This window comes from Proteus sp. PR00224, from assembly GCF_016238105.1.
In the GTDB taxonomy this organism is placed as follows: Bacteria; Pseudomonadota; Gammaproteobacteria; order Enterobacterales; family Enterobacteriaceae; genus Proteus.
On sequence record NZ_JAEHQU010000002.1, the window covers coordinates 588,240 to 610,010 of the forward strand.

Here is a 21,771-nt window from a genome sequence, read left to right on the forward strand (position 1 = left end):
TAAACAAGGGGTTATTTTATAGTCCATCTTTTAATAACAACGAATCTTTATTCATTTTTTATATAACAATTTTTAGCATACGCATTCATTGGTTGAGAATCAACCGTCTAATTTAACGTTATCTATAATTTTATATTGATCTCTCATTTTTAATAATCTTTTAATAAGCACTTATACTTAGGTAAAATTTATTTTGTTTCAATATTTTAATTAATTACAGATAAGAAAAAGCCCTCTCCTTTTTGTAAAGGAGAGGGCTTAACTTTAGGATTATTCACTATGCGAGTAAAAAACCACTTATTTATTTCTTGGGTAAATAACTCATTGGATTGAGTGATTTTTCTTTATAGCGGATCTCAAAGTGTAGTCGGACAGAACTGGTTCCAGAGCTACCCATTGTGGCAATTTGCTGACCCGCATTCACATTTTGCTGTTCACGCACCAAAATGGTGTCGTTATGTGCATATGCACTGAGGTATTCGTCATTATGCTTAATGATAACGAGGTTACCGTAGCCGCGTAATGCGCTACCTGCATAAACCACTTTACCCGCAGCAGTGGCAACTATTGGTGAACCTTTTGTACCACCGATATCAATACCTTTATTGCCACCAGGCGCACTTGAGTAACTTTCAATAATATTACCTTGCGCAGGCCAAATCCACTTACCAGAAGCTGCCGTTGGTGCTGGTGTTGCAGCAGTTGTAGTATTTGTATTCGTTGTTGGTGGCGGTGTCGTTGTTTTTGGTGGTGTTGTTGCCGGTTTAGTAATCAATGGTCCCATAGCACCATTGTTTGTTGGTTTAGTGTGTGCCGTTTGAACACCAGCGCTACTTGATTGATTAATAACCGATGTATTGACATTGGTATTAGTACCCGTGTTGACCTGACGGTTACCAATATTCAACACCTGCCCTACGTTTAAGCTATAAGGTTCTGAGATGTTATTCATTGATGCTAGTTCTTTTACATCACTATCAGTTATCCAAGCGATATAGAACATAGTATCACCGCGTTTTACGGTGTACGTATTACCGTTGTAGTTTCCTTTTGGAATACTGTCGTAGTTACGGTTATACACAATGCGTCCAGAACCATCAGTGTTTACATTTTGAGCCGCAACTGACGTTTGAGAGCGAGGCTGGCTTTGAGACTGAACCACGCCTCCATTAGTCGAAGCGGAGTTCACCTTAATAGAAGGAGGAGGTGACGATTGTAAGGGGGTAGTTCTTTCAATAGGTGTCGCATTACTGCTAGTCATCACAGGTGCAGTTGATACCGTATTATTTGAAGAGCTATCATTTACAGAGGTAATTGGCGCAGGACGATAAGGTGTATCTGCACAGCCTGTTAATGCAAATCCAATTACCGAACACATGATTGCCCAGCGGACATGCTTAATTGGGCTTTCTGAATTCATACTTCCTTCTCCCTTTAAAAAGGCATTAGCATCTAGCAATTTGTCGAGTTAAACAAAAAGACTGCAATTTTTTGAAAATGTTTCATTTATTAGTGCAGATTACGACAAGCTATTAAAAAGCAGTAATAAAAAACGGTCAGATTTATCTGGAAGTTATGCTAACTCACCTGCGATTAAAGGAACAAATCTAACAGTTTCTATAGATTGATAGTGAAAATCATTACCTAAACGTCGGATAAACTTCAGTATTTGTTGTTGTTCACCAACAGGTATGATCATCCTGCCACCATCGGCTAACTGCATCAATAACTGTTGTGGTACTTCTGTTGCACACGCTGTCACTATTATGGCATTAAAAGGAGCTTTTGATGACCAACCTTCCCATCCATCACCATGACGTGTCGAGATATTATGTAAATCAAGATGTTTAAAGCGCCGTTTAGCTTGCCATTGCAATATCTTTATACGCTCAACGGAACTAACATGATGAACTAAATTTGCTAATACTGCAGTTTGATATCCCGAACCTGTACCAATTTCTAATACAGAATCGGTACTTTGTAATTCCAGTAGCGTTGTCATTTTGGCAACAATATAAGGCTGTGAAATAGTTTGCCCATTGCCAATAGGCAAAGCCGTATTTTCATAAGCCTTATGAGAAAGCGCTTCATCAATAAAAAGCTCTCTTGGTACTTTACTCATTGCTTCCAACAGGCTCTCATCCTTGATGCCATGCTGTTTTAACATTGTCAGTAAGTCTTTCATTGACCGACTTAACATGTTTTTTTGACCTCTGCTTTATTTAACCAATTTTGTAGTAAATCAAGTGCTTTATAGGCTGTTAAATCGACATGTAATGGGGTTATCGATACATAACCTTCGTCAACAGCAGCAAAATCTGTATCAGGGCCTACATCATTTTTTTCACCTGGAGGCCCAATCCAATAAAGACTATTTCCTCGAGGATCAGTATGTGTATAAACATGTTGTGAAGCATGACGACTACCACAACGTGTAATACGAAAACCTTTTACTTCATCAAGAGGAATATCAGGTACGTTAATATTGAGAATATTTCCCGCTCTTAACGGTACTTGTTGTAACATTGCCAAAACTTCACAAGTCACTTGAGCGGCGGTCTCAAAGTACGTTTCACCATCAAGTGAAACAGCAATGGCAGGTAAACCTAAAAAACGCCCTTCTGTTGCCGCTGCAACAGTACCTGAATAAATAACATCATCACCCAAATTAGGACCATGATTAATACCAGAAACCACAATATCAGGGCGAGGACGTACTAAATGGTTTACACCAAGATAAACGCAATCTGTCGGTGTTCCCTCAACAATCGCAATATCCCCATTCTCAAGCTCTTGCTTACGTAGAGGTCTGTCAATTGTTAAAGAATTAGATGCAGCACTACGATTACGATCAGGTGCAACAATTTGTACATCATAACGCTGGCGCAATGCTTTAGCGAGAGTCTGTATCCCCTTAGCCATCACACCATCGTCATTACTCACCAATATTTTCAGCATCATCATTCCCTAATAAAATTAATTCACGTACAACGCTAGTTGCAAAGCTTCCTGCGGGTAAAAAAAATGACAGAGAAACAGTGGTGTCGTCTACCCAATTCCATGACATATTTTCTGGTAATACATTGATAGCACGTCTTGTATTATCAACGCGTTCTTGTCGAGCGAGTGACCAGAAGGCTTCATATTCTGCCAGATTTTCAGTTTCAAAATCCAATGCTTGTGATTGTGTACCTAAATCACCTTTACCCGGCAAAGGTGCCGTAATATGAACATCATGCTCTTCATAACGAGTTTGTGTTTGAGCCAATTCTGCTTCATCAACAACAAACCAGCTACCTCTTCCATGAAGCTGCATTGCATCACCGAGTATCACTTTTGAATATAAATCATATTCCAATCTTGTGCTGACAATATGATTAAACATCGCACTACGAGCTGCTGAGAGATAAAAGCTACGTTTTCCTCGTTCTTTTACGCGGATTTCGTCCGTTGCCCAACGCATGGCTTGTCGTAAATTATCACCATTACGACCGAATCGTTGAGCACCAAAGTAGTTAGGAATACCTTTTGCTTTTATTTGCACTAATCGAGTATCAACAAAATCGCGATCAGAAATTTCTCGTAACACCAATGTAAAGTGATTACCTTTTAGCGTTCCTATACGTAATTTACGTTGTTGGCGAGTCGTTTCTAGAATTTCACAACCTTCTAAAACAAGCTGACTAAAATCGGGCATCTCTTTACCCGGCATTCGCAGACAAAACCATTGTTCAGTCACTGCATTTCTATCTTTTAGACCAGCGTAACTGGCATCACGAGGATGGATACCAACAAATTTTGCTAATTTTTCAGCAACAAAAGCCGTATTACAACCTGTTTTTCTGATTTTCACCATGACATGCTCGCCTTCCCCATCAAGGGTGAAGCCAAGATCTTCACAGACAATAAAATCTTCAGGGATTGACTTTAATAAACCTGTTGCTTGTGGTTTTCCATGTAACCAATGGAGTTCGGGTAAATCACTCATTCAGGTAATGACTCTTTCATTAGTAAAACAACGGCTTCACAGGCAATGCCTTCTTTTCTACCAACAAATCCAAGCTTTTCTGTTGTGGTCGCTTTCACATTGATATCATCAACATGGCAATGAAGATCTTCAGCGATATTGACGCGCATTTGTGGTGTATGAGGTAGCATTTTTGGTGCCTGAGCAATAATCGTGACATCTAAATTACCAATTCGGTAACCTTTTGCTCTTACGCGTGAGAAGGCTTCACGAAGGAGTACACGGCTATCTGCACCTTTGTATGCAGGGTCGGTATCAGGAAACAATGTGCCAATGTCACCCATTGCCACTGCGCCTAAAATAGCATCTGTAACTGCATGTAATACTACATCGCCGTCAGAGTGAGCTAACAGCCCTTGTTCATAAGGAACTCTGACGCCGCCAATAATAATAGGACCTTCACCGCCAAATTTATGTACGTCGTAACCGTGTCCAATTCTCATTTTATTATGTATTCCTTATACTGGTGATTTGGCGTGAGAGGAAAAACTCTGCAAGCGCTAAATCTTCTGGCTGAGTAACTTTAATATTATCTGCACGACCTTTAACTAATAAAGGTTCATATCCAGCAAACTCCATCGCTGAGGCTTCATCAGTGATCGTTGCTTTTTTTGAGAGTGCATTTTCTATATTTTGTTTTAATAACAATGCAGGAAAGAATTGTGGCGTTAAAGCATGCCATAGGGTTGTTCTTTCTACTGTTTGTTCAATATGGTTATCTTGTTGATGACTACGTTTCATTGTATCGCGAACAGGTGTCGCAAGAATGCCACCACAAAATTGTGGATCCATAACGTTTTCATCAATGAGTTTAATAAGATGGTCAAGATCGCCAAAATGCAGGCAAGGTCTTGCTGCATCATGAACTAACGCCCATGTATTTTCAGAAAAATGTTGAGTGACATACTCTAAACCTGACAATACAGAGTCAGCGCGTTCACCACCACCATTAACCGTAATTATTCTTTCATCTTGCGCTAAAGGTAAAGTGTGAAAATAGCTGTCATTAGGGCTGATCGCCACGATAATTTGCGTTATACGTGGATGTTTTAATAAAGCATTAATGGTATGTTCAAGAATAGTCAATCCGCCAATTTTCAAATATTGTTTTGGGCAGACTGATTGCATTCGACTTCCAATACCAGCCGCTGGAATAACGGCAACAATAGGAATAGTTGAGTTTGTTATATTCATTATGATATTTGTATCAGGGCACACTATTAATTCAATAAATTAACGACGTGGTTGAGATTTATCGCTCACAATACGGAAAAATGTCTCATTAGGCTTTATCATTCCTAATTCACTACGAGCACGTTCTTCTAACGCTTCTTGCCCGCCATTGAGGTCATCAATCTCTGCAAATAGACGATCATTACGCTCTTTTAACTGCGTATTTTGCGCCAATGCAGATTCAACTTCTTGACTTACTTTGTTGTAATCATGGATACCATTTTTACCTAACCACAATGAATATTGTAGCCAACCAAGTAAAATCAGAAGTAAGACTGTTAATTTCCCCATTACCACCCCCAAGATTAATGGGCTAATCATCCCACAACTCAACAACAGACGCCACAAAAGTGCTGGAATATATTACATTATTATTCCTATTTTCCTCACTATAAACGTGGGTAACTTCTATAAAATTCAGACTAAGGTGTGATTTTTTCTTATTAAGATAAGGATCTATACACTGAATTCATCAGTAAATGTATGCGTGGTTGAAAATCTTAAATAGCCATAATATCTCTACACATCCCCTCCTTTTATAGGGTGTTTGTGTAGAGATAATGTAATGTCGTCCTAAAACTCACGATAGATTTGATTTTGCTGTAGGTAAGCGAGGATTTGTTGGATTAGTTCACTTATAGAAAGTGTGCCGTCTAAATGTAATTCAGGATCAATGGGCTGTTCATAAGGCGAATCTATACCTGAAAATTGTTTTATCTCTCCACGTCTTGCTTTTTGATAAAGCCCTTTCGGATCACGGGCTTCACAAATAGAAAGAGGTGTATCAACAAAGATCTCAATAAATCTTCCTTGCTCAAAGCGATCTCTCACTTGTTGTCTGTCTTTTTGGTAAGGAGAAATAAAAGCGGTTAAGACAATAAGTCCCGCATCGACCATCAATTTAGCCACTTCCCCCACACGGCGAATATTCTCATGCCTATCTTCGGCACTAAACCCAAGATCACAACATAAACCATGGCGTAAGTTATCCCCATCTAATAAATAGCTATGAATAGGCGAATGCTTTTGTGAATATTGATAAAGTGCTTGCTCTAACGCATCGGCAAGTGTGGATTTACCTGAACCAGATAACCCTGTAAACCAAAGCACACATCCTTTGTGTGCTTGTTGTGATTCGCGTTCATTTAATCCAATTTTATGAGGATGCCAAACAATATCGTTGCTTATCACCACTATTTTCCTCCAAGAAGATCTCTTGCGCCCCAATGGGGAAAGTGGCGACGGATAAGCTGATTTAACTCGACTTCAAAAGCATCATATTGCGTCATAGTTTGTATCGCGTTATCTCTCGTTTCTCGAATAAGTCCAGCGCCTACGGTGACATTGCTTAGTCGATCAATCAGTATTAATCCTCCAGTATCAGCATTAACTTGATAGTTATCCAGCACCAGAGGCTCTTCAAATGAGACTTCAACACTACCAATCGCATTTAAACTTAAGTTATCTGTGACTTGTTGGGTGAGTTTATTTACATCCACTTGATAATGAATATTTTCTATTTTGGCGCGGCTTTTTTTACCTGCAATTTTGATATCCAGAGTATGACCTTGCACTAAAGGCTGCTCTGACATCCACACCACGTCAATTAACGCATGAGTGCTAATATTGGCGGTTGTATCGTTATCATCAACGATAATATCCCCTCGACTAATATCAATTTCATCTGCCAGAACCAATGTGATTGCTTGCCCTGCTTTAGCTTGCGTTAAATCACCATCAAAAGTGACAATACGTGTAATCGTTGTATGTTTTTCTGAAGGTAATACTTTGATTTTTTGCCCTTGATAAAGCACACCTGAAGACACTGTACCGCTGTATCCTCTAAAATCTAAATCTGGACGATTCACATATTGCACAGGAAAACGCAATGCTTGCGGATCTGAACCTAATTTAACTGGTGCATCCTCTAATAATGAAAGTAGCGTTTTTCCTTGATACCAAGGCATATTCAATGAGGGAGAAACCACATTGTCACCATCAAGGGCGGAAATAGGGACAAATTCAATAGTAAGATCTGTTGGGAGTTGATCGGCAAATTTAAGATAATCTTGCAGGATCGAATCAAAGGTCGCTTGCTGATAATCCACCAGATCCATTTTATTGATCGCTACGATTAAATGACGGATCCCAAGGAGTGTGCTGATAAAACTGTGTCGCCGTGTTTGTTCTTGTACGCCTTTTCGAGCATCGATCAACAGAATAGAAAGTGAACTTGTTGATGCTCCTGTCGCCATATTGCGAGTATATTGAGCATGCCCAGGCGTATCAGCAATAATAAACTTACGTTTTGACGTTGAAAAATAGCGGTAAGCAACATCAATCGTGATCCCCTGCTCTCTTTCTGCGGCTAATCCATCCACCAGCAAAGCAAGATCGAGCTTTTCACCTTGAGTACCGATCTTTTTACTTTCATTTTGTAATGTAGAAAGCTGATCTTCGTAGATCTGCCTTGTGTCATGAAGTAAACGTCCTATTAATGTACTTTTTCCATCATCAACATTTCCACAGGTTAGAAATCGCAGTAATCCTTTATTCTGTTGAGCCTTAAGATAGCGATCTACACCGCCTTGTTGTGCGATTTCACCCGCGACAAGTTGATTCGTTTTTATGGCTAAAAGTCCCATATTTCCTCCGATTAAAAATAACCTTGGCGCTTTTTCAGTTCCATTGAGGCCGACTGATCACTGTCAATTAAACGCCCTTGTCGTTCGCTGCTGGTGGAAATCAGCATTTCTTCAATAATGGCGGGTAACGTTTCTGCTTGTGAAGGAATAGCACCCGTTAATGGCCAGCATCCCAGCGTTCTAAATCTCACTTGTTGCTGTGTGATCACTTCACCCGGTTTTAGATCAATTCTGTCGTCATCTACCATAATTAAGGTGCCATCACGTTCAATAACGGGTCTATTTTTGGCAAAATAGAGAGGAACAATATCGATATTCTCTAAATAGATATATTGCCAAATATCGAGTTCTGTCCAGTTAGAGAGTGGAAATACACGAATACTTTCACCTTTATTAATCTGTCCGTTATAGTTTTTCCATAATTCAGGTCGTTGGTTTTTCGGATCCCAGCGATGCTTTCTATCTCTAAATGAATAAATACGCTCTTTGGCGCGTGATTTTTCTTCATCACGGCGCGCACCACCAAATGCCGCATCAAAACCATATTTGTCTAAGGCTTGCTTTAGTCCTTCTGTTTTCATGATATCCGTGTGTTTTGCACTACCATGAATAAATGGATTGATCCCAAATTCTGCACCTTGCGGATTGCGATAAACGTTAAGCTCAAAGCCATATTCTTTAGCCGTTTTATCTCGAAACTCATACATTTCTCGAAATTTCCAGCCTGTATCAACATGCAATAAAGGAAAAGGTAATTTCGCGGGATAAAACGCCTTGCGAGCTAAATGCAACATCACCGAGGAATCTTTGCCTATTGAATAAAGCATGACGGGATTTTCAAATTCAGCGACAACTTCACGCAGAATATAAATGCTTTCTGCTTCTAATTGCTGAAGATGTGTTAATTGTGTTTCATTCATAACAACCTCGTTTTAGGCAAAATGAACCAAAGGTGAATGGATTGATGATGTTGATTGGGATTGTCTATCGCCAAACCACGCAAGTTGGTGATGTAGTGCCGCGACTTCCCCTACAATTAATAAAGCGGGCATTGGTGCGTTTTCGGCTAACTGCGCTAATTGTGTTAGATTTCCCGTGAAAACTTGCTGATCACGACGTGTACCACAACTAATCACCGCAATAGGTGTTAATGGAGAACGCCCGAGTTTGATTAAACGCTGGCTAATAAGCTCGGCTTTTGTTGTTCCCATATAAATTGCTAGCGTATGGTTCGCCTGCGCTAATGAAGCCCAATCAGGCTCTATTCCGTCGGGTTTACAATGTCCTGTCATAAAGGTGACAGTTTGTGCGTATTGACGATGCGTTAATGGAATACCAGCGTATGCACTTGCGCCACTTGCCGCAGTAACCCCAGGAATAACTTGGAATGAAATGCCATGTTGTACTGCAACCTCTAGTTCTTCGCCACCTCGTCCAAAAATAAAGGGATCGCCCCCTTTTAATCGGACAACACGTTTACCAAGTTGCGCATGTTTCACGATCAGCGCATTGGTTTCTTCTTGAGAAACACTATGGTGCCCCGCTCTTTTACCTACACAAATAGTGTCAGCGTCACGACGAACAAGCTCTAAAACCTCTGGACTCACTAAACTGTCATAGAGCACAACTTCGGCTTGTTGAATAACCTGTAAGCCGCGCAGTGTTAATAATCCTGCGTCACCGGGCCCTGCCCCAACTAATGCTAGTTCACCTTGTTGGATCTCTTTTTGTTTCAATTGTTGTGCAAGCAAGGCTTCTGCTTGTGCCAGTTGATCACTTGCCACTAAAGCGGCAAATTTGCCACTAAACGCTTGCTCCCAAAAACGGCAACGCGCTTGAAACGAGCCTAATTGCTGTTTCACTTTATTGCGCCATTTTCCAGCAATTGTTGCCATTGTGCCTAATGAGTTTGGTAATAAAGCTTCTAATTTTTCACGTATCATTCGCACTAAAACAGGGGCTTTTCCTGCCGATGAAATCGCAATCAAAATGGGGTTTCTATCGATAATGGCGGGAAAGATAAATGAGCATTGAGGTTGTGAATCCACAACATTGACAAAAATATGCCGTGCTTGTGCATCAAGATAAACTTGCTGATTAAGCACACTGTCATCAGTTGCCACAATCACAAGCATCATTCCTAATAGATATTCAGATTGATATTTGGCTGATACCCATTCAATTTTTTCTTGCTGATAAGCAAGATGTAATTCATCACACAACTGAGGTGCAATCACTCTTAAGCGAGCGCCTGCTCTTAATAACAGCAAAGCTTTACGCGCAGCAACATGACCACCACCAACCAATAACACTGGGCGTTCTTTTAATTCCACAAATAAGGGTAGGTAATCCATACGCGCATTTCACCTTCGTTGTTCACTTTATAACTAACGACTATAAAAGGTGCTTTAAGGGTTATGAAATGACAAAAAGATATGTAATGGAACAGAAAGGAATAAGGAAAAATAAAATATTTTCAAATAGTTATGATTTTTAAAAATGACAAAAAGGGCAATAGATAAGCTCTATTACCCAACTATTTATTGGCAGATAATGACGTTATTCGTGTAATCCACACTCGCGTTTTAAGCCAAAAAATCGTGTTTCTTCTTCACTCATACCCTCTTCCCATTTTCGAGTTGTATGAATATCTCCCACTGAGAGATAACCCTGCTCCCATAAAGGATGGTAAGGTAAGTCGTTTTCTTTAAGATATTGATAAACTTTCTTATTATCCCAATCTACGATGGGTAAAAACTTAAAGATCCCTTTTGCGATTGAAAGCACAGGCAAATGTTCACGACTTTTAGATTGCTGACGACGAAGGCCTGCAAACCACGTTTGAGCCTGTAATTCACGTAAAGCTCTTTCCATTGGCTCTACTTTATTTATCTGGTTATAACGCTCAATACCGTCAATGCCTTCTAACCAAAGTTTGCCGTAACGCGCTTCTTGCCAAGATGAAGATATTTCAGCTCGATAGACCTTCAAGTTAAGTTGTAACTGCTGCGTTAGACTATCAATAAACTGGTAGGTTTCAGGAAATAAGTAACCTGTATCAGTCAAAATCACGGGGATATCAGGGTATTGTCTTGTCATTAAATGCAAACAAACCGCGGCTTGAATGCCAAAACTGGAACTTAATACAAAGGCTTTAGGTAAATTATCTAAAGCCCAAGTAACCCGTTCAATGGCGCTTAATTGCTCTAACCGTTGATTAATCTGGCTCAAAGCATGTGTCTGCTCTTCAACAGGTAACTGTTTTAGCGAAGCAAGCTGAAATAGACTCATACCGCCTCCTGCACTTCATAAAAATCAATCGCAGAATTAAGTACGGGTTTAACAACGTCAGTGCGAATAAGAAAATCACCAAAACCTTCATTGTTATGACGAGAAACTGCCCATTCACCAATCAGTGAATCAAGTATTGAGATGATTTCTTGTGAGGTAATATTTTCGCGATACATTCTCGGAATACGTGTCCCGATGCGATTACCGCCTAAATGTAAGTTATAGCGATCAGGTGCTTTCCCCACCAGCCCAACTTCTGCAAGCATTGCTCGACCACAGCCATTTGGGCATCCCGTTACGCGCACAACAATATGCTCTTCACTCACACCATGTTTAGCCATTAAGCTATCAAGTGTATCAGTAAATGCCGGTAAAAAGCGTTCTGCCTCTGCCATTGCCAATGGGCAAGTTGGGAAAGAAACACACGCCATTGCATGTTCACGCAGAGGTGTGACGTTATCGTTAATCAAACCATATCGACGAGTAATTGCCTCAATATTGGCTTTTTCATTCTCTGGTACACCTGCGACAATTAAGTTTTGATTTGCGGTAAGGCGAAAATCACCTTGATGAATTTTAGCGATTTCAGCAATACCTGTTTTTAGCGGAGCATCAGGCGTATCAATCAGCCGTCCACTTTCAATAAATAAAGTCAGGTGCCATTTATCATCAACACCTTTTAACCAACCAATTTGATCGCCTCGATGGGTAAATTCATAAGGTCGAATAGCCTCAAAAGTCACCCCCGAACGGCGTTCAACTTCTTGTTTAAACGTTTCTACGCCAACACGCTCTAATGTGTATTTTGTTTTTGCATTTTTGCGTTCAGTTCGATTTCCCCAGTCACGCTGAGTTGTCACAATCGCTTCTGCAATTGCCAATGTATTCTCAATAGGGATATAACCAAACTCACTGGCTAAGCGAGGAAAGGTCTTCTTATCGCCATGTGTCATAGCTAAACCGCCCCCCACAAGTACATTAAAACCGACTAAATGCCCATTTTCAGCAATCGCAATAAAATTCATGTCATTCGCATGAAGATCAACATCATTATGAGGAGGGATCACCACTGACGTTTTAAATTTCCGTGGTAAGTAGGTTTCCCCCAAAATAGGCTCTTCGTCTGTGGTTGCAACTTTCTCTTTATCTAACCAAATTTCCGCATAAGCATGAGTGCGAGGTAATAAGTGTTCTGATATTTTTTTCGCCCACTCATACGCTTCTTGGTGTAACGAAGATTGCACTGGGTTTGAAGTACATAAGACATTACGGTTAACATCATTCGCAGTAGCTAGAGAATCCAACCCTGTTGCTGCAAGCATCTGATGTGCGGGTTTTACATTACCTTTTAAAATGCCATGAAATTGAAATGTTTGACGATTAGTAATACGAATACTGCCATAAAGTGTATTTTCAGTCGCAAACTTATCAATACTAAGCCACTGTTTAGGCGAAATAATGCCGCCAGGTAAACGGCAACGTAGCATCATGGCATGGCGAGGTTCTAGCATTTGCTCCGCACGTTCAGCACGAATATCTCTGTCATCTTGCTGATACATGCCATGAAAGCGAATTAACAAAAAGTTATCGCCTTCAAAGCCACCAGTTAAACCATTTTGTAAGTCTTCTGTAATAGTGCCGCGTAAAAAGTGACTCTCTTTTTTCATGCGTTCACTATCAGCCAGTTTCCCTTCAACCACTAAGGGCGCTTGAGTGTGTGATTTCATTTAATAGACATCCCTCTGATAACGCCGTTCTAGGCGTAGCTCACTTAAGTATTCATCTGCTTCTTCAATATTTTTATTGCCATACTCCATCACAATATCTAACAACGCCTGTTCAACATCTTTTGCCATCCGAGATGCATCACCACAAACATAAAGATAAGCACCTTGCTGTAACCATTGCCAAATCTCACTACCACGTTCGCGTAATTTATCTTGTACATAAATTTTATGTGCTTGATCTCGTGACCATGCTAAATCGATATGAGTTAACAGACCGCTTTTGACATAACGTTGCCATTCCACTTGATAGAGAAAATCTTCTACAAAATGAGGATTACCAAAAAATAACCAGTTTTTACCTGTTGCAGCGTCATTTTCGCGCTGCTGCATAAAACTTCTAAAAGGTGCAATTCCAGTACCTGGACCAATCATAATGACAGGTGCGGTGTTATCTTCAGGGAGACGAAAATGTGCATTTTTTTCGATAAAAACATTGACGCTATCGCCTTCTTTTAAGCTATCGGCTAAAAAACCAGAGGCTCCACCAGTATAAGTACGCGAGTTAACGTCGTAACGTACAACCCCTAAAGTAAGGTGTACTTCGTCTTCTACTTCTTGTTGTGACGATGCAATAGAGTAAAGGCGAGGAGTTAGTGGACGTAAAATATCAACAAAATCTTGTGCCGTGGGTTGAGCACAATATTGACGCACCATCTCATTAATAGGATGTTTGTCTGCATATTGCTGAAGCTTGGTTTTATCAGCTACCAATGACAATAGATCTTCATGGCGCGTCAATTGGGCATAGGCTTTTACGATAGGTGCGCTATTTTGAGTTAGTTCACAATGATGCAGCAACGCTTCTTTTAAGGTGAATGTTTGAGATTTTAACGTGACAGGTTCATCACCTTTTAGCCACAACAAGGCAATAAGTTCATCAACTTTTTCAGGTGAGTTATTAAACCAAACGCCTAGCGCATCACCTGGTTGATATTGTAAATCAGAACCTTCAAGGCTGATTTCAATATGGCGAATATCTCTATCTGAATTTCTGCCTGTAATTTTTTTATTAGTCAGTAATGTAGCAGTAAAAGGCGCATCTCGATGATAAATAGAAGCATTAACTGTATCCGTCGTACCTGACTGTGTTTGTTGCAGGATTTGCGTACTTTGTTCTGGTACTCTTGCTTTTAAGAGTTCTGTAAGCTGTTTTATCCATTCATCCGCAACAGATTGATATTCAACATCGGCATCAACTCTTGGTAATAAACGAGTTGCGCCCAGTTGTGCTATTCGCTCATCAAAGTCTTTTCCTGCCTTACAGAAATGCTCATACGAGGTATCACCTAAGCTCAATACTGCATAAGCCGTTTCTTTCATTTCAGCGGCTTTTTTAGAGTTCAGATATTTATAAAAAGCTATCGCTTCTTCAGGAGGATCACCTTCACCTTGCGTCGATGCAATGATGATCAAGGTTGTTGTTTTATGGATCTGCTTAAACTTATATTCACCTGCGGAATATAGTTCTACATTCAATTTGTGAGCAACCAGATTATCTCGTAACTGTTCGGCAAGATGACGCGCATTACCCGTTTGAGAAGCAGAGATCAATGTAATGGTTTCCTGCTCTGGTACGTGTACTGAATTAACCGCTGTCGATGCGGATACAACAGAAGGATTAAGCTGCCCCCACAAATAGCCAGATAACCACGCAATTTGCGCTGTTGAGAGATCTTTTGTTGCGTCCTTTAATTTACTCAATTGCTCCGAGGTTAATGGAAGCATTGATAATAATGGAGGTTGATTGCTCATTTATCCTGCCTTAAAAAAGCGAAGCACTTATCTGTGCTTTATTGTTCTTTGATAATATTTCTAATATTGAGAGGGTATCTCACGACTAGAAGGCGAATTAAAGACCTGTTGGCTCTATCTAATAACCTTAAATGCTAAATTTATTTATTGGTTTCCTTTATCAATATAATGAATAAGCAAAAAGAAACATAATAAGCCATTAAGATTAAGGGAGATTAGGCGTGATACGCTAAATCAGCTACACTGGTAGACTTCGTTCTATTTGTGTCTTTTTTTTACTAATTAAGTCAAGAGAGTTTTGATGACAACCACCATCTTTAAAGATTTTCAGTTTGAAGCAGCCCACCATTTGCCACATGTTCCTGAAGGCCACAAATGTGGGCGTCTTCATGGACACTCTTTTCTTGTTAGATTAGAACTAACAGGTGAAGTTGATGAACATTCAGGTTGGCTTATTGATTTTGCTGATGTGAAAGCCGCATTTAAACCTACTCTTGAGCGTCTAGATCACTACTATCTCAATGAAATTGAAGGCCTAGAAAATCCAACCAGCGAAGTGCTGGCAAAATGGATTTGGCAACAAGTAAAACCGTCATTGCCATTATTATCTGCGGTGATGGTAAAAGAGACGTGTACAGCAGGATGTATTTATCGCGGTGAATAAATCGGGTTTTACATTAACCCATTATCACTTAAAAGAAAATCAGCCTTTTATTGGCTGATTTTTTTATATTAAAAACGCGATCACGCAATATTTAAATACTTATGCGTTTGCATAGAGAAACGCCAATTACGTTCAATACAGGTTTTAATACATAATGCTGTTGCACTCTCTTTACAACTAATGGGCTGTAAGGCAACAACAGGCACAGGGTGTTCTGTGCGTAATATCAGTAAGGCATCTAACGCTTCAATATCTTTTTCACGCCCAACGGGATGTTTTATCTCATTAGCTCTATTAATTGCGCTGGGTAATACCGTCAATCCCCCTTTCATGCCTACTTTTGGGGAAAGTGTCACCCATGTTTTCTCACTACATAAAATATCGTGAGTACCACTGGTTTCTATCTGACAGGCAAAACCTGCTTGCTCTAGCCCTTCTGTTAAAGGACGTAAATCATATAAGCAAGGCTCGCCTCCTGTGATAACCACGTGTTTTGCACTATAACCTTGTTGTTGGAAAAGTGATAAAATCTGAGCAACACTGGCTTCTCCCCAAGTATCGCTTTCTTGCGTTTTAATAGGAATATCGCCAAGAGGAACTTTTTTTTCCTCTTCTTTTTCCCAAGTATGTTTGGTATCACACCAACTACAACCTACAGGACAACCCTGTAATCGAACAAAAAGTGCAGGAACGCCAGTAAAAACACCTTCACCCTGTAAGGTTTGAAACACTTCATTAATGGGGTATTGCATAAGAAACTCTGATATCCAATGAATGCTGATGATTATTACAGATAACTATCTCACCGTAAGAGGCTTTATGATAAGGTACATGGTTTGTTTTGAATAGCTAACGTGCGAGAAGACACTGAAAAAGAGGATAGCATTCCTCCGTTGGACAGAGATGGGAATACTTTAGATGCAAAAAGAGAATCAACTTTCACGAGGATTATCAGGGCGGCACATTCGTTTCATGGCGCTTGGCTCTGCAATCGGTACAGGTTTATTTTATGGCTCTGCGGCTGCCATTGAGAAAGCGGGTCCAGCTGTATTGCTTGCTTACCTTATTGGTGGTGCAGCAGTATTTATGGTTATGCGTGCATTAGGTGAAATGGCAGTTCATCATCCTGTTGCAGGCTCTTTTTCACAATATGCAAGCCATTATATGGGGCCTTTAGCTGGCTTCTTAACTGGCTGGAACTACGTTTTTGAAATGCTGATTGTATGTCTTGCAGACGTCACGGCATTTGGCTTTTATATGAAACTCTGGTTCCCAGATGTTGATCAATGGATATGGGTATTAGGGATAGTTTGCTTTATTGGTGCCTTAAACCTTTGCCATGTGAAGATATTTGGTGAAATGGAATTTTGGCTTTCCATTGTTAAAGTGACCGCCATTATCGCCATGATAATTGGTGGTGTTGTCATTATGATGTATGGCTTTGGCCAACAAACTGAACACCCTATTGGTATCTCTAACTTATGGGAGTTTGGTGGCTTTATGCCGAATGGCATTGAAGGGGTTATCGCCTCACTTGCCATTGTGATGTTTGCGTTTGGTGGGATTGAAGTCATTGGTATTACTGCCAGTGAAGCTAAAGATCCTGAAAAAACCATTCCTAAAGCTATCAATGCCGTACCGTTTCGTATCTTATTATTCTATGTACTGACGATTTTCATTCTAATGTGCATTTTCCCTTGGCAACAAATCGGCCATAACGGTAGCCCATTTGTACAGATTTTCTCAAATCTAGGGATCAATTCAGCGGCAAATATCTTAAACCTTGTGGTTATCACAGCTGCAATTTCTGCGATCAACAGTGATATTTTCGGTGCTGGTCGTATGATGTACGGCATGGCTCAAGAAGGGCAAGCACCAAAATCTTTTATGAAGCTCACTCGCAATGGTGTGCCTTGGATGACGGTGCTAGTGATGTCTGTTGTATTGTTGCTGGGCGTAGTACTTAACTACCTTATTCCAGAGCAAATCTTTGTTTTAATCGCTTCTATTGCGACATTTGCAACAGTTTGGGTGTGGTTAATGATTTTGCTTTCTCAAGTTGCTATGCGTCGCAAGATGAGTGCAGATGAAGTGAAAACGCTTAAATTTCCAGTACCGCTATGGCCTGTTGCACCAGCACTGACTATCGTCTTTATGGCGTTTGTTATCGCAATCTTAGGCTATTTTGAGTCAACCAGAATGGCATTGGTTGTCGGTATGGTATGGGTAGCTATTTTAACTGTTGGCTATTATGTCGGTATCAAACCGAGAATGAACCAGAAATAAATCACATTTCTGAATCAAACAATTCTGAGTTAAACAATAAAGGCTGTGGATTAATTCACAGCCTTTTTCTTTATTATAAATTATGCGATTTTCACTAAGCCAGAGCTTGTTTTAAATCAGCAATTAAATCATCCACATCTTCAAGACCAATCGATAGTCGAATTAAACCATCACTAATACCATGTCTTTGTCGTTCTTCTGCACTATAAGTGGCATGAGTCATTGTGGCAGGATGTTGAGCTAAAGATTCGCAGTCTCCTAAACTCACTGCTCGACTAAAGAGATTTAAACGATTGAGAAACTCTCTACCCGCTTTTATGCCTCCTTTTAGCTCAATAGCTATCATGCCACCAGATAAACGCATCTGGCGTTTGGCGAGTTCATATTGAGGGAAAGAAACTAATCCCGGATAATAAATAGTTTCAACCTTAGGATTATCTGTAAGATATTCTGCAATACGTTGTGCATTTTGGCAGATCTGCTCCATCCTTATGCCTAGCGTTTTTATTCCTCGCAATATTAACGAAGCATCATGAGGAGACAAACAAGCCCCAGTCATATCCTTTAAACCTTCAACACGTATTTTATCTGCTAGGGCGTGCGTGGTAATAATTGCTCCTGCAGTGACATCTCCATGACCTGATAAATATTTGGTCATAGAATGCACAACAATATCAGCACCAAGCCCCAAAGGTTGTTGTAAATAAGGCGAGCAATAAGTGCTATCTACCATGACTAAAATATTATGTTGATGCGCTATTTCTGATATTTTTGCTATGTCACTGACACGCATATTAGGATTAGCAGGAGTTTCAAAAAAAATTAATTTTGTTTTCTCAGTAATCGCTTCTTTCAGTTTTTCAAGGTTAGTTAAATCAACATGCTTTATTTTAACACCAAATTTAGCCAGTCCATGATTGAAAAATGTAAAAGTGCAGCCATAAAGCGTCATATCAGCAATGAGTTCATCACCAGGCTGAAGTAACGACCAGCAACTAGAAGTAATTGCCCCTATTCCTGAAGAAAAAACAACGGCGCCTTCACCATTTTCTAATTGTGCTAAACGCTTTTCTAATAACTCTAAAGTAGGGTTTGAGATCCGAGAATAAAAATACCCTTTTTGTTTTCCAGCAAAGCAATCAGCACCATATTGTGCCGTTGGAAAAACAAAAGTGGATGTTTGAAAAACAGGAGGCACTAATGCCCTCTGAAAATCTAACGGAGAATAACCATAATGTATTGCTTGAGTATTAAAATGTTTATTACTTTGCGTCATTATATCTCCTAATTATTAATTAATTTTCTATTCTTTGGTTATTTTCCCCGATAATTTGAACTGTTCTTAGAATAATTGAAATCCCTTTAAGCGTATCAGGGTTTCTTAATAACGCAAAAGTTGAACCTAATGTATATTTTTTATCTTGATAAATAGATTCTTTCTTTGCCATATTATAAGCAGCACTTAACTCCCATACTGGAATTAATGTTTCTTCAAACGCAACCGAAAGTTTTTCAACCGTTGCATTATCCATAATATCTATTGAGTCAGATATTAAAGATAATAAATCGACGATATTATCAAAGCGCTTTAATGCTAATAATGGTCTTGCTTTTTCTAATAAATGTTGAAGATGTAATTTATCTTCATCAGATAATAGTTGAATATCTGCTGGGCTTAAGTTATTTTCACTCATTATTGTATCCCCTATAATAATCCTCTAACGGTTGCCCAATATAAACCTCGGTTATAACTATTACGCAGTAATCCGCCTAGCTTTGTCGGTGGTGTAGGAATTACGTCATGTTTATAGTCATACTGTAATGGCATACCGGCTGATAATCCCATTTGTGCGACCGCCTGCACACGACCATCATAAATCGCAGCAGGATAACCGTAACGAAGCTCGCCACAGATGTTATTTGCAATTACACCCGCTTGGTTATGACAACTACCACCGGCTTTACTAATCGGTAAATCAACCGTATCACCAAGAACATACACTTGATTTAATCCATAGACTTGCAATGTTTCAGGATCAGTAGGTAACCAGCCTTCACCATTATTATGTTCACTCAAACCTGTATTACGAATCGCCTCAACGGCCGTAATAGGCGGTGTACTCATAAGGATATCAAATGGCTCTGCCTCGCCCTCTTTTGAGTAAGCTATTTTCTTATCAGGATCAACATGGCTCAACGTAAAGCCTCGCTTAGCTTTAATATCTCGCTCAGAGAATACGGCCGGAAGAACTTCACAAACCTCTTGTTGCATAAACAGACAGTTTCTTAGAAGTTGAGCAACCGTAGGATAGGTATAAACAATTTCAATATTATTTCTCACCCGACGCTGACGAAGAAGCTCATCCAGCATCAATGTTGTCTCCATAGGAGCAATACCACATTGATGCGGTACATTAGGTGTTTCAGGGAAGCTAACAGTAATAAATACACGACCTTTTTCAATTTTAGCTAATTTATCAGCAAGTGTTCTTGCGGCTTCATATTGGTAAAAATGATTTCCCGCTTCTTTTAAGCCTTCAATTCTATGAGGACTAGGAACACAACCTGTTGCTAATACTAAAAAATCATAGTTATATTTTTTATTAGATTCGCAATAAATCACTTTATTATTAAAGTCAAAACGTTCTGCTTTATCGATAACAAATTCAATTTCGGGTCTTAATAAACTTCTTTCTGAACGCATTAGCTCTTCTTTTAAAAAAAGATTAAATGCAATATACATAAATGCAGGTTTGTAATAATGATTAGGATTATCTGAAATAAGCGTAATTTTAATTTTATTTGAAAAGATTTCGTCATTTAATTTTTTAGCTAGGATATTAGCAAGAATAGTTCCGCCGGTACCACCGCCAATAATAACTATATTTTTTGTTGGCATTTTATTTCCTATATCTAGTGATATTAGATAGACCAAAAAAGTATAGTAAATAACATTAATATAACAAATAGATTAAATAGATAGATTAGTTAAGCATAATATATGCTATATTAATAAATGATAGATATAATCATATTTAATTTAAATATTAAAAAATTAAACATTAACTTATGTTATTATTACCTACTAATAAAATGTTGCGATTAAAGGATGATGGTCAGATGCATCTGTGATTAAGACCTCAGCTTTATTCAACGATAACCCTCGATAAAAAATATAATCCAAAGGTTTACCAAAGGCTTTTGTACGCCAATCATTATCAAAAATAACTTCTTTAAGTCTTAACGCTCTTGCAAAACGTTTTAATACATTGACTCTTGGGCGGCTCCACGCATTAAAATCACCCGCTAAAATAACAGGTCCTTTGTGATGCATGATATGAACAGATAAATTGCTCAATTGACGCTGATAAACATCGACACCAAAACTAAAATTAATCGCATGTACATTAATAACCATTAAATGATCACCCGTAATTAATGGATATACCGTAATTAATGCTGATTTGGGTAGTCGTAAAAAGGGCTCTTTCTCTCTGAGAGGGCAGCAATAGATAGGATGGGAACTTGATAATGTCATCACACCAGCTGGGTGTTGTTGAAAAGCCAAGGCAGGGACTTGGTCTGCAATTAAATGGTGAATTCCAGCAAAACGTACAAGCTCAGGTGTAGTTTGAGCTTCTTGTAACAAAAGCAAATGCGTATCTGTTGAGAGCGTTTCCAACATATTACGCCAATTGAGTCGTTGCTGTTTATAGATATTCCAAACCGCAATTTTTAGAGTGCCTTCAGTGTAAAGGGGCATTCCGATAGGTAAGGTATCCTTTCTTTCACTTAAAGGTGGGCTGGGCTCAATCCTTTCAACAGGTTGACCTGCTACAAAACGCACTGAATAATTCGGTTTTTTCGCCATTAGCAACCTCAGATAAACAGCAAGATATCTTGCTATAACTAAAGTATACCAAAGCCAAGCTTCGCTCTCACCCTTTAAAAGGACACCATAATCAACAAAAGTAATTATTTTTATATATAATATTTATGTTTACTTAAAATTATCCGATTAATTTATTTTTTATTCTAAATTTTAAGCAAAAAAAAACCTAAGTCGTTAGACTTAGGTTTCTTAAT

General features: G+C 39.2%; 21 protein-coding genes. 2 read left to right on the plus strand and 19 right to left on the minus strand.

The features are described from left to right. Positions 1 to 301: 301 nt before the first annotated feature. The 14 genes from nlpD to cysJ all read right to left on the minus strand — a co-directional run bounded on the left by nlpD (position 302) and on the right by cysJ (position 14,735). Positions 302 to 1,420, minus strand: a complete 1,119-nt coding sequence (nlpD, locus tag JEP71_RS05920; RefSeq protein WP_198620874.1) for a murein hydrolase activator NlpD — start codon at positions 1,418 to 1,420, stop codon at positions 302 to 304. Positions 1,421 to 1,573: 153 nt separating this feature from the next. After that, a complete protein-coding gene (locus tag JEP71_RS05925) occupies positions 1,574 to 2,200 on the minus strand; it encodes a protein-L-isoaspartate(D-aspartate) O-methyltransferase (protein WP_075673789.1) in 627 nt (208 codons plus the stop codon). After that, complete coding sequence (gene surE / locus JEP71_RS05930) at positions 2,194 to 2,958, minus strand: 5'/3'-nucleotidase SurE (RefSeq protein WP_198625909.1); 765 nt, start codon at positions 2,956 to 2,958, stop codon at positions 2,194 to 2,196. Before surE ends, JEP71_RS05925 begins: the two co-directional genes overlap by 7 nt. After that, the gene (gene truD, locus JEP71_RS05935) at positions 2,936 to 3,988 is read right to left on the minus strand and encodes a tRNA pseudouridine(13) synthase TruD (RefSeq protein WP_198620875.1); all 1,053 of its coding nucleotides are present in this window, start codon (positions 3,986 to 3,988) and stop codon (positions 2,936 to 2,938) included. The genes surE and truD overlap by 23 nt, the downstream gene beginning before the upstream one ends. Further along, entirely contained in the window at positions 3,985 to 4,470 is a 486-nt protein-coding gene (ispF, locus tag JEP71_RS05940; protein WP_023582677.1) for a 2-C-methyl-D-erythritol 2,4-cyclodiphosphate synthase, read from the minus strand. Before ispF ends, truD begins: the two co-directional genes overlap by 4 nt. A 4-nt stretch (positions 4,471 to 4,474) precedes the next feature. Then, positions 4,475 to 5,221, minus strand: a complete 747-nt coding sequence (ispD, locus tag JEP71_RS05945) for a 2-C-methyl-D-erythritol 4-phosphate cytidylyltransferase (protein WP_198625910.1) — start codon at positions 5,219 to 5,221, stop codon at positions 4,475 to 4,477. A 39-nt stretch (positions 5,222 to 5,260) separates the two neighbouring features. Then, positions 5,261 to 5,551 carry a cell division protein FtsB gene (gene ftsB, locus JEP71_RS05950; RefSeq protein WP_196533953.1) on the minus strand — a complete coding sequence of 97 codons (291 nt, stop codon included), beginning with the start codon at positions 5,549 to 5,551 and terminating at the stop codon, positions 5,261 to 5,263. A 282-nt stretch (positions 5,552 to 5,833) separates the two neighbouring features. Next, the gene (cysC, locus tag JEP71_RS05955; RefSeq protein ID WP_198620876.1) at positions 5,834 to 6,454 is read right to left on the minus strand and encodes an adenylyl-sulfate kinase; all 621 of its coding nucleotides are present in this window, start codon (positions 6,452 to 6,454) and stop codon (positions 5,834 to 5,836) included. Next, positions 6,454 to 7,905 (minus strand): sulfate adenylyltransferase subunit CysN, encoded by a 1,452-nt coding sequence (gene cysN / locus JEP71_RS05960; RefSeq protein ID WP_198625911.1) that lies wholly within the window; start codon positions 7,903 to 7,905, stop codon positions 6,454 to 6,456. The genes cysC and cysN overlap by 1 nt, the downstream gene beginning before the upstream one ends. Before the next feature lie 11 nt (positions 7,906 to 7,916). Further along, positions 7,917 to 8,825 carry a sulfate adenylyltransferase subunit CysD gene (gene cysD / locus JEP71_RS05965; protein WP_198625912.1) on the minus strand — a complete coding sequence of 303 codons (909 nt, stop codon included), beginning with the start codon at positions 8,823 to 8,825 and terminating at the stop codon, positions 7,917 to 7,919. A 12-nt stretch (positions 8,826 to 8,837) separates the two neighbouring features. Next, entirely contained in the window at positions 8,838 to 10,259 is a 1,422-nt protein-coding gene (gene cysG / locus JEP71_RS05970; protein ID WP_198620879.1) for a siroheme synthase CysG, read from the minus strand. Between the two features lie 205 nt (positions 10,260 to 10,464). Next, positions 10,465 to 11,196, minus strand: coding sequence for a phosphoadenylyl-sulfate reductase (locus tag JEP71_RS05975; RefSeq protein ID WP_198620880.1), 732 nt, complete (start codon positions 11,194 to 11,196; stop codon positions 10,465 to 10,467). Further along, complete coding sequence (cysI, locus tag JEP71_RS05980; protein ID WP_198625913.1) at positions 11,193 to 12,923, minus strand: assimilatory sulfite reductase (NADPH) hemoprotein subunit; 1,731 nt, start codon at positions 12,921 to 12,923, stop codon at positions 11,193 to 11,195. Before cysI ends, JEP71_RS05975 begins: the two co-directional genes overlap by 4 nt. Continuing rightward, positions 12,924 to 14,735: an NADPH-dependent assimilatory sulfite reductase flavoprotein subunit gene (gene cysJ / locus JEP71_RS05985; RefSeq protein ID WP_198625914.1), complete on the minus strand. Its 1,812-nt coding sequence runs from the start codon at positions 14,733 to 14,735 to the stop codon at positions 12,924 to 12,926. Between the two features lie 298 nt (positions 14,736 to 15,033). On the opposite strand from cysJ, the gene queD reads away from it, so the two are divergent. Further along, positions 15,034 to 15,399 carry a 6-carboxytetrahydropterin synthase QueD gene (gene queD / locus JEP71_RS05990; RefSeq protein WP_160230638.1) on the plus strand — a complete coding sequence of 122 codons (366 nt, stop codon included), beginning with the start codon at positions 15,034 to 15,036 and terminating at the stop codon, positions 15,397 to 15,399. Between the two features lie 80 nt (positions 15,400 to 15,479). Here queD and queE read toward each other — a convergent pair whose 3' ends face one another. After that, positions 15,480 to 16,151 carry a 7-carboxy-7-deazaguanine synthase QueE gene (gene queE, locus JEP71_RS05995; protein WP_198625915.1) on the minus strand — a complete coding sequence of 224 codons (672 nt, stop codon included), beginning with the start codon at positions 16,149 to 16,151 and terminating at the stop codon, positions 15,480 to 15,482. A 166-nt stretch (positions 16,152 to 16,317) separates the two neighbouring features. On the opposite strand from queE, the gene JEP71_RS06000 reads away from it, so the two are divergent. Then, positions 16,318 to 17,685 carry an amino acid permease gene (locus JEP71_RS06000; RefSeq protein ID WP_098942033.1) on the plus strand — a complete coding sequence of 456 codons (1,368 nt, stop codon included), beginning with the start codon at positions 16,318 to 16,320 and terminating at the stop codon, positions 17,683 to 17,685. A 94-nt stretch (positions 17,686 to 17,779) separates the two neighbouring features. On the opposite strand, the gene JEP71_RS06005 is transcribed toward JEP71_RS06000, so the two are convergent. From JEP71_RS06005 to JEP71_RS06020, 4 genes are all read right to left on the minus strand, one after another. Continuing rightward, positions 17,780 to 18,961, minus strand: coding sequence for a methionine gamma-lyase (locus JEP71_RS06005; protein WP_198620884.1), 1,182 nt, complete (start codon positions 18,959 to 18,961; stop codon positions 17,780 to 17,782). 19 nt (positions 18,962 to 18,980) lie between these two features. Next, on the minus strand, positions 18,981 to 19,379 hold the full coding sequence (locus JEP71_RS06010) for a hypothetical protein (RefSeq protein ID WP_109395436.1): 399 nt from the start codon (positions 19,377 to 19,379) through the stop codon (positions 18,981 to 18,983). Between the two features lie 11 nt (positions 19,380 to 19,390). After that, positions 19,391 to 20,584 (minus strand): NAD(P)/FAD-dependent oxidoreductase, encoded by a 1,194-nt coding sequence (locus tag JEP71_RS06015; protein WP_109401386.1) that lies wholly within the window; start codon positions 20,582 to 20,584, stop codon positions 19,391 to 19,393. Between the two features lie 186 nt (positions 20,585 to 20,770). Next, a complete protein-coding gene (locus JEP71_RS06020; RefSeq protein ID WP_198625916.1) occupies positions 20,771 to 21,556 on the minus strand; it encodes an endonuclease/exonuclease/phosphatase family protein in 786 nt (261 codons plus the stop codon). Positions 21,557 to 21,771: the final 215 nt, after the last annotated feature.

What these genes read in the sequence shown, in the direction of transcription:
- nlpD (WP_198620874.1), bottom strand. Translation starts at nt 1,420, where the DNA reads ATGAATTCAGAAAGCCCAATTAAGCATGTCCGCTGGGCAATCATGTGT.
- JEP71_RS05925 (WP_075673789.1), bottom strand. Translation starts at nt 2,200, where the DNA reads ATGTTAAGTCGGTCAATGAAAGACTTACTGACAATGTTAAAACAGCAT.
- surE (WP_198625909.1), bottom strand. Translation starts at nt 2,958, where the DNA reads ATGCTGAAAATATTGGTGAGTAATGACGATGGTGTGATGGCTAAGGGG.
- truD (WP_198620875.1), bottom strand. Translation starts at nt 3,988, where the DNA reads ATGAGTGATTTACCCGAACTCCATTGGTTACATGGAAAACCACAAGCA.
- ispF (WP_023582677.1), bottom strand. Translation starts at nt 4,470, where the DNA reads ATGAGAATTGGACACGGTTACGACGTACATAAATTTGGCGGTGAAGGT.
- ispD (WP_198625910.1), bottom strand. Translation starts at nt 5,221, where the DNA reads ATGAATATAACAAACTCAACTATTCCTATTGTTGCCGTTATTCCAGCG.
- ftsB (WP_196533953.1), bottom strand. Translation starts at nt 5,551, where the DNA reads ATGGGGAAATTAACAGTCTTACTTCTGATTTTACTTGGTTGGCTACAA.
- cysN (WP_198625911.1), bottom strand. Translation starts at nt 7,905, where the DNA reads ATGGGACTTTTAGCCATAAAAACGAATCAACTTGTCGCGGGTGAAATC.
- cysD (WP_198625912.1), bottom strand. Translation starts at nt 8,825, where the DNA reads ATGAATGAAACACAATTAACACATCTTCAGCAATTAGAAGCAGAAAGC.
- cysG (WP_198620879.1), bottom strand. Translation starts at nt 10,259, where the DNA reads ATGGATTACCTACCCTTATTTGTGGAATTAAAAGAACGCCCAGTGTTA.
- JEP71_RS05975 (WP_198620880.1), bottom strand. Translation starts at nt 11,196, where the DNA reads ATGAGTCTATTTCAGCTTGCTTCGCTAAAACAGTTACCTGTTGAAGAG.
- cysI (WP_198625913.1), bottom strand. Translation starts at nt 12,923, where the DNA reads ATGAAATCACACACTCAAGCGCCCTTAGTGGTTGAAGGGAAACTGGCT.
- cysJ (WP_198625914.1), bottom strand. Translation starts at nt 14,735, where the DNA reads ATGAGCAATCAACCTCCATTATTATCAATGCTTCCATTAACCTCGGAG.
- queE (WP_198625915.1), bottom strand. Translation starts at nt 16,151, where the DNA reads ATGCAATACCCCATTAATGAAGTGTTTCAAACCTTACAGGGTGAAGGT.
- JEP71_RS06000 (WP_098942033.1), top strand. Translation starts at nt 16,318, where the DNA reads ATGCAAAAAGAGAATCAACTTTCACGAGGATTATCAGGGCGGCACATT.
- JEP71_RS06005 (WP_198620884.1), bottom strand. Translation starts at nt 18,961, where the DNA reads ATGACGCAAAGTAATAAACATTTTAATACTCAAGCAATACATTATGGT.
- JEP71_RS06010 (WP_109395436.1), bottom strand. Translation starts at nt 19,379, where the DNA reads ATGAGTGAAAATAACTTAAGCCCAGCAGATATTCAACTATTATCTGAT.
- JEP71_RS06015 (WP_109401386.1), bottom strand. Translation starts at nt 20,584, where the DNA reads ATGCCAACAAAAAATATAGTTATTATTGGCGGTGGTACCGGCGGAACT.
- JEP71_RS06020 (WP_198625916.1), bottom strand. Translation starts at nt 21,556, where the DNA reads ATGGCGAAAAAACCGAATTATTCAGTGCGTTTTGTAGCAGGTCAACCT.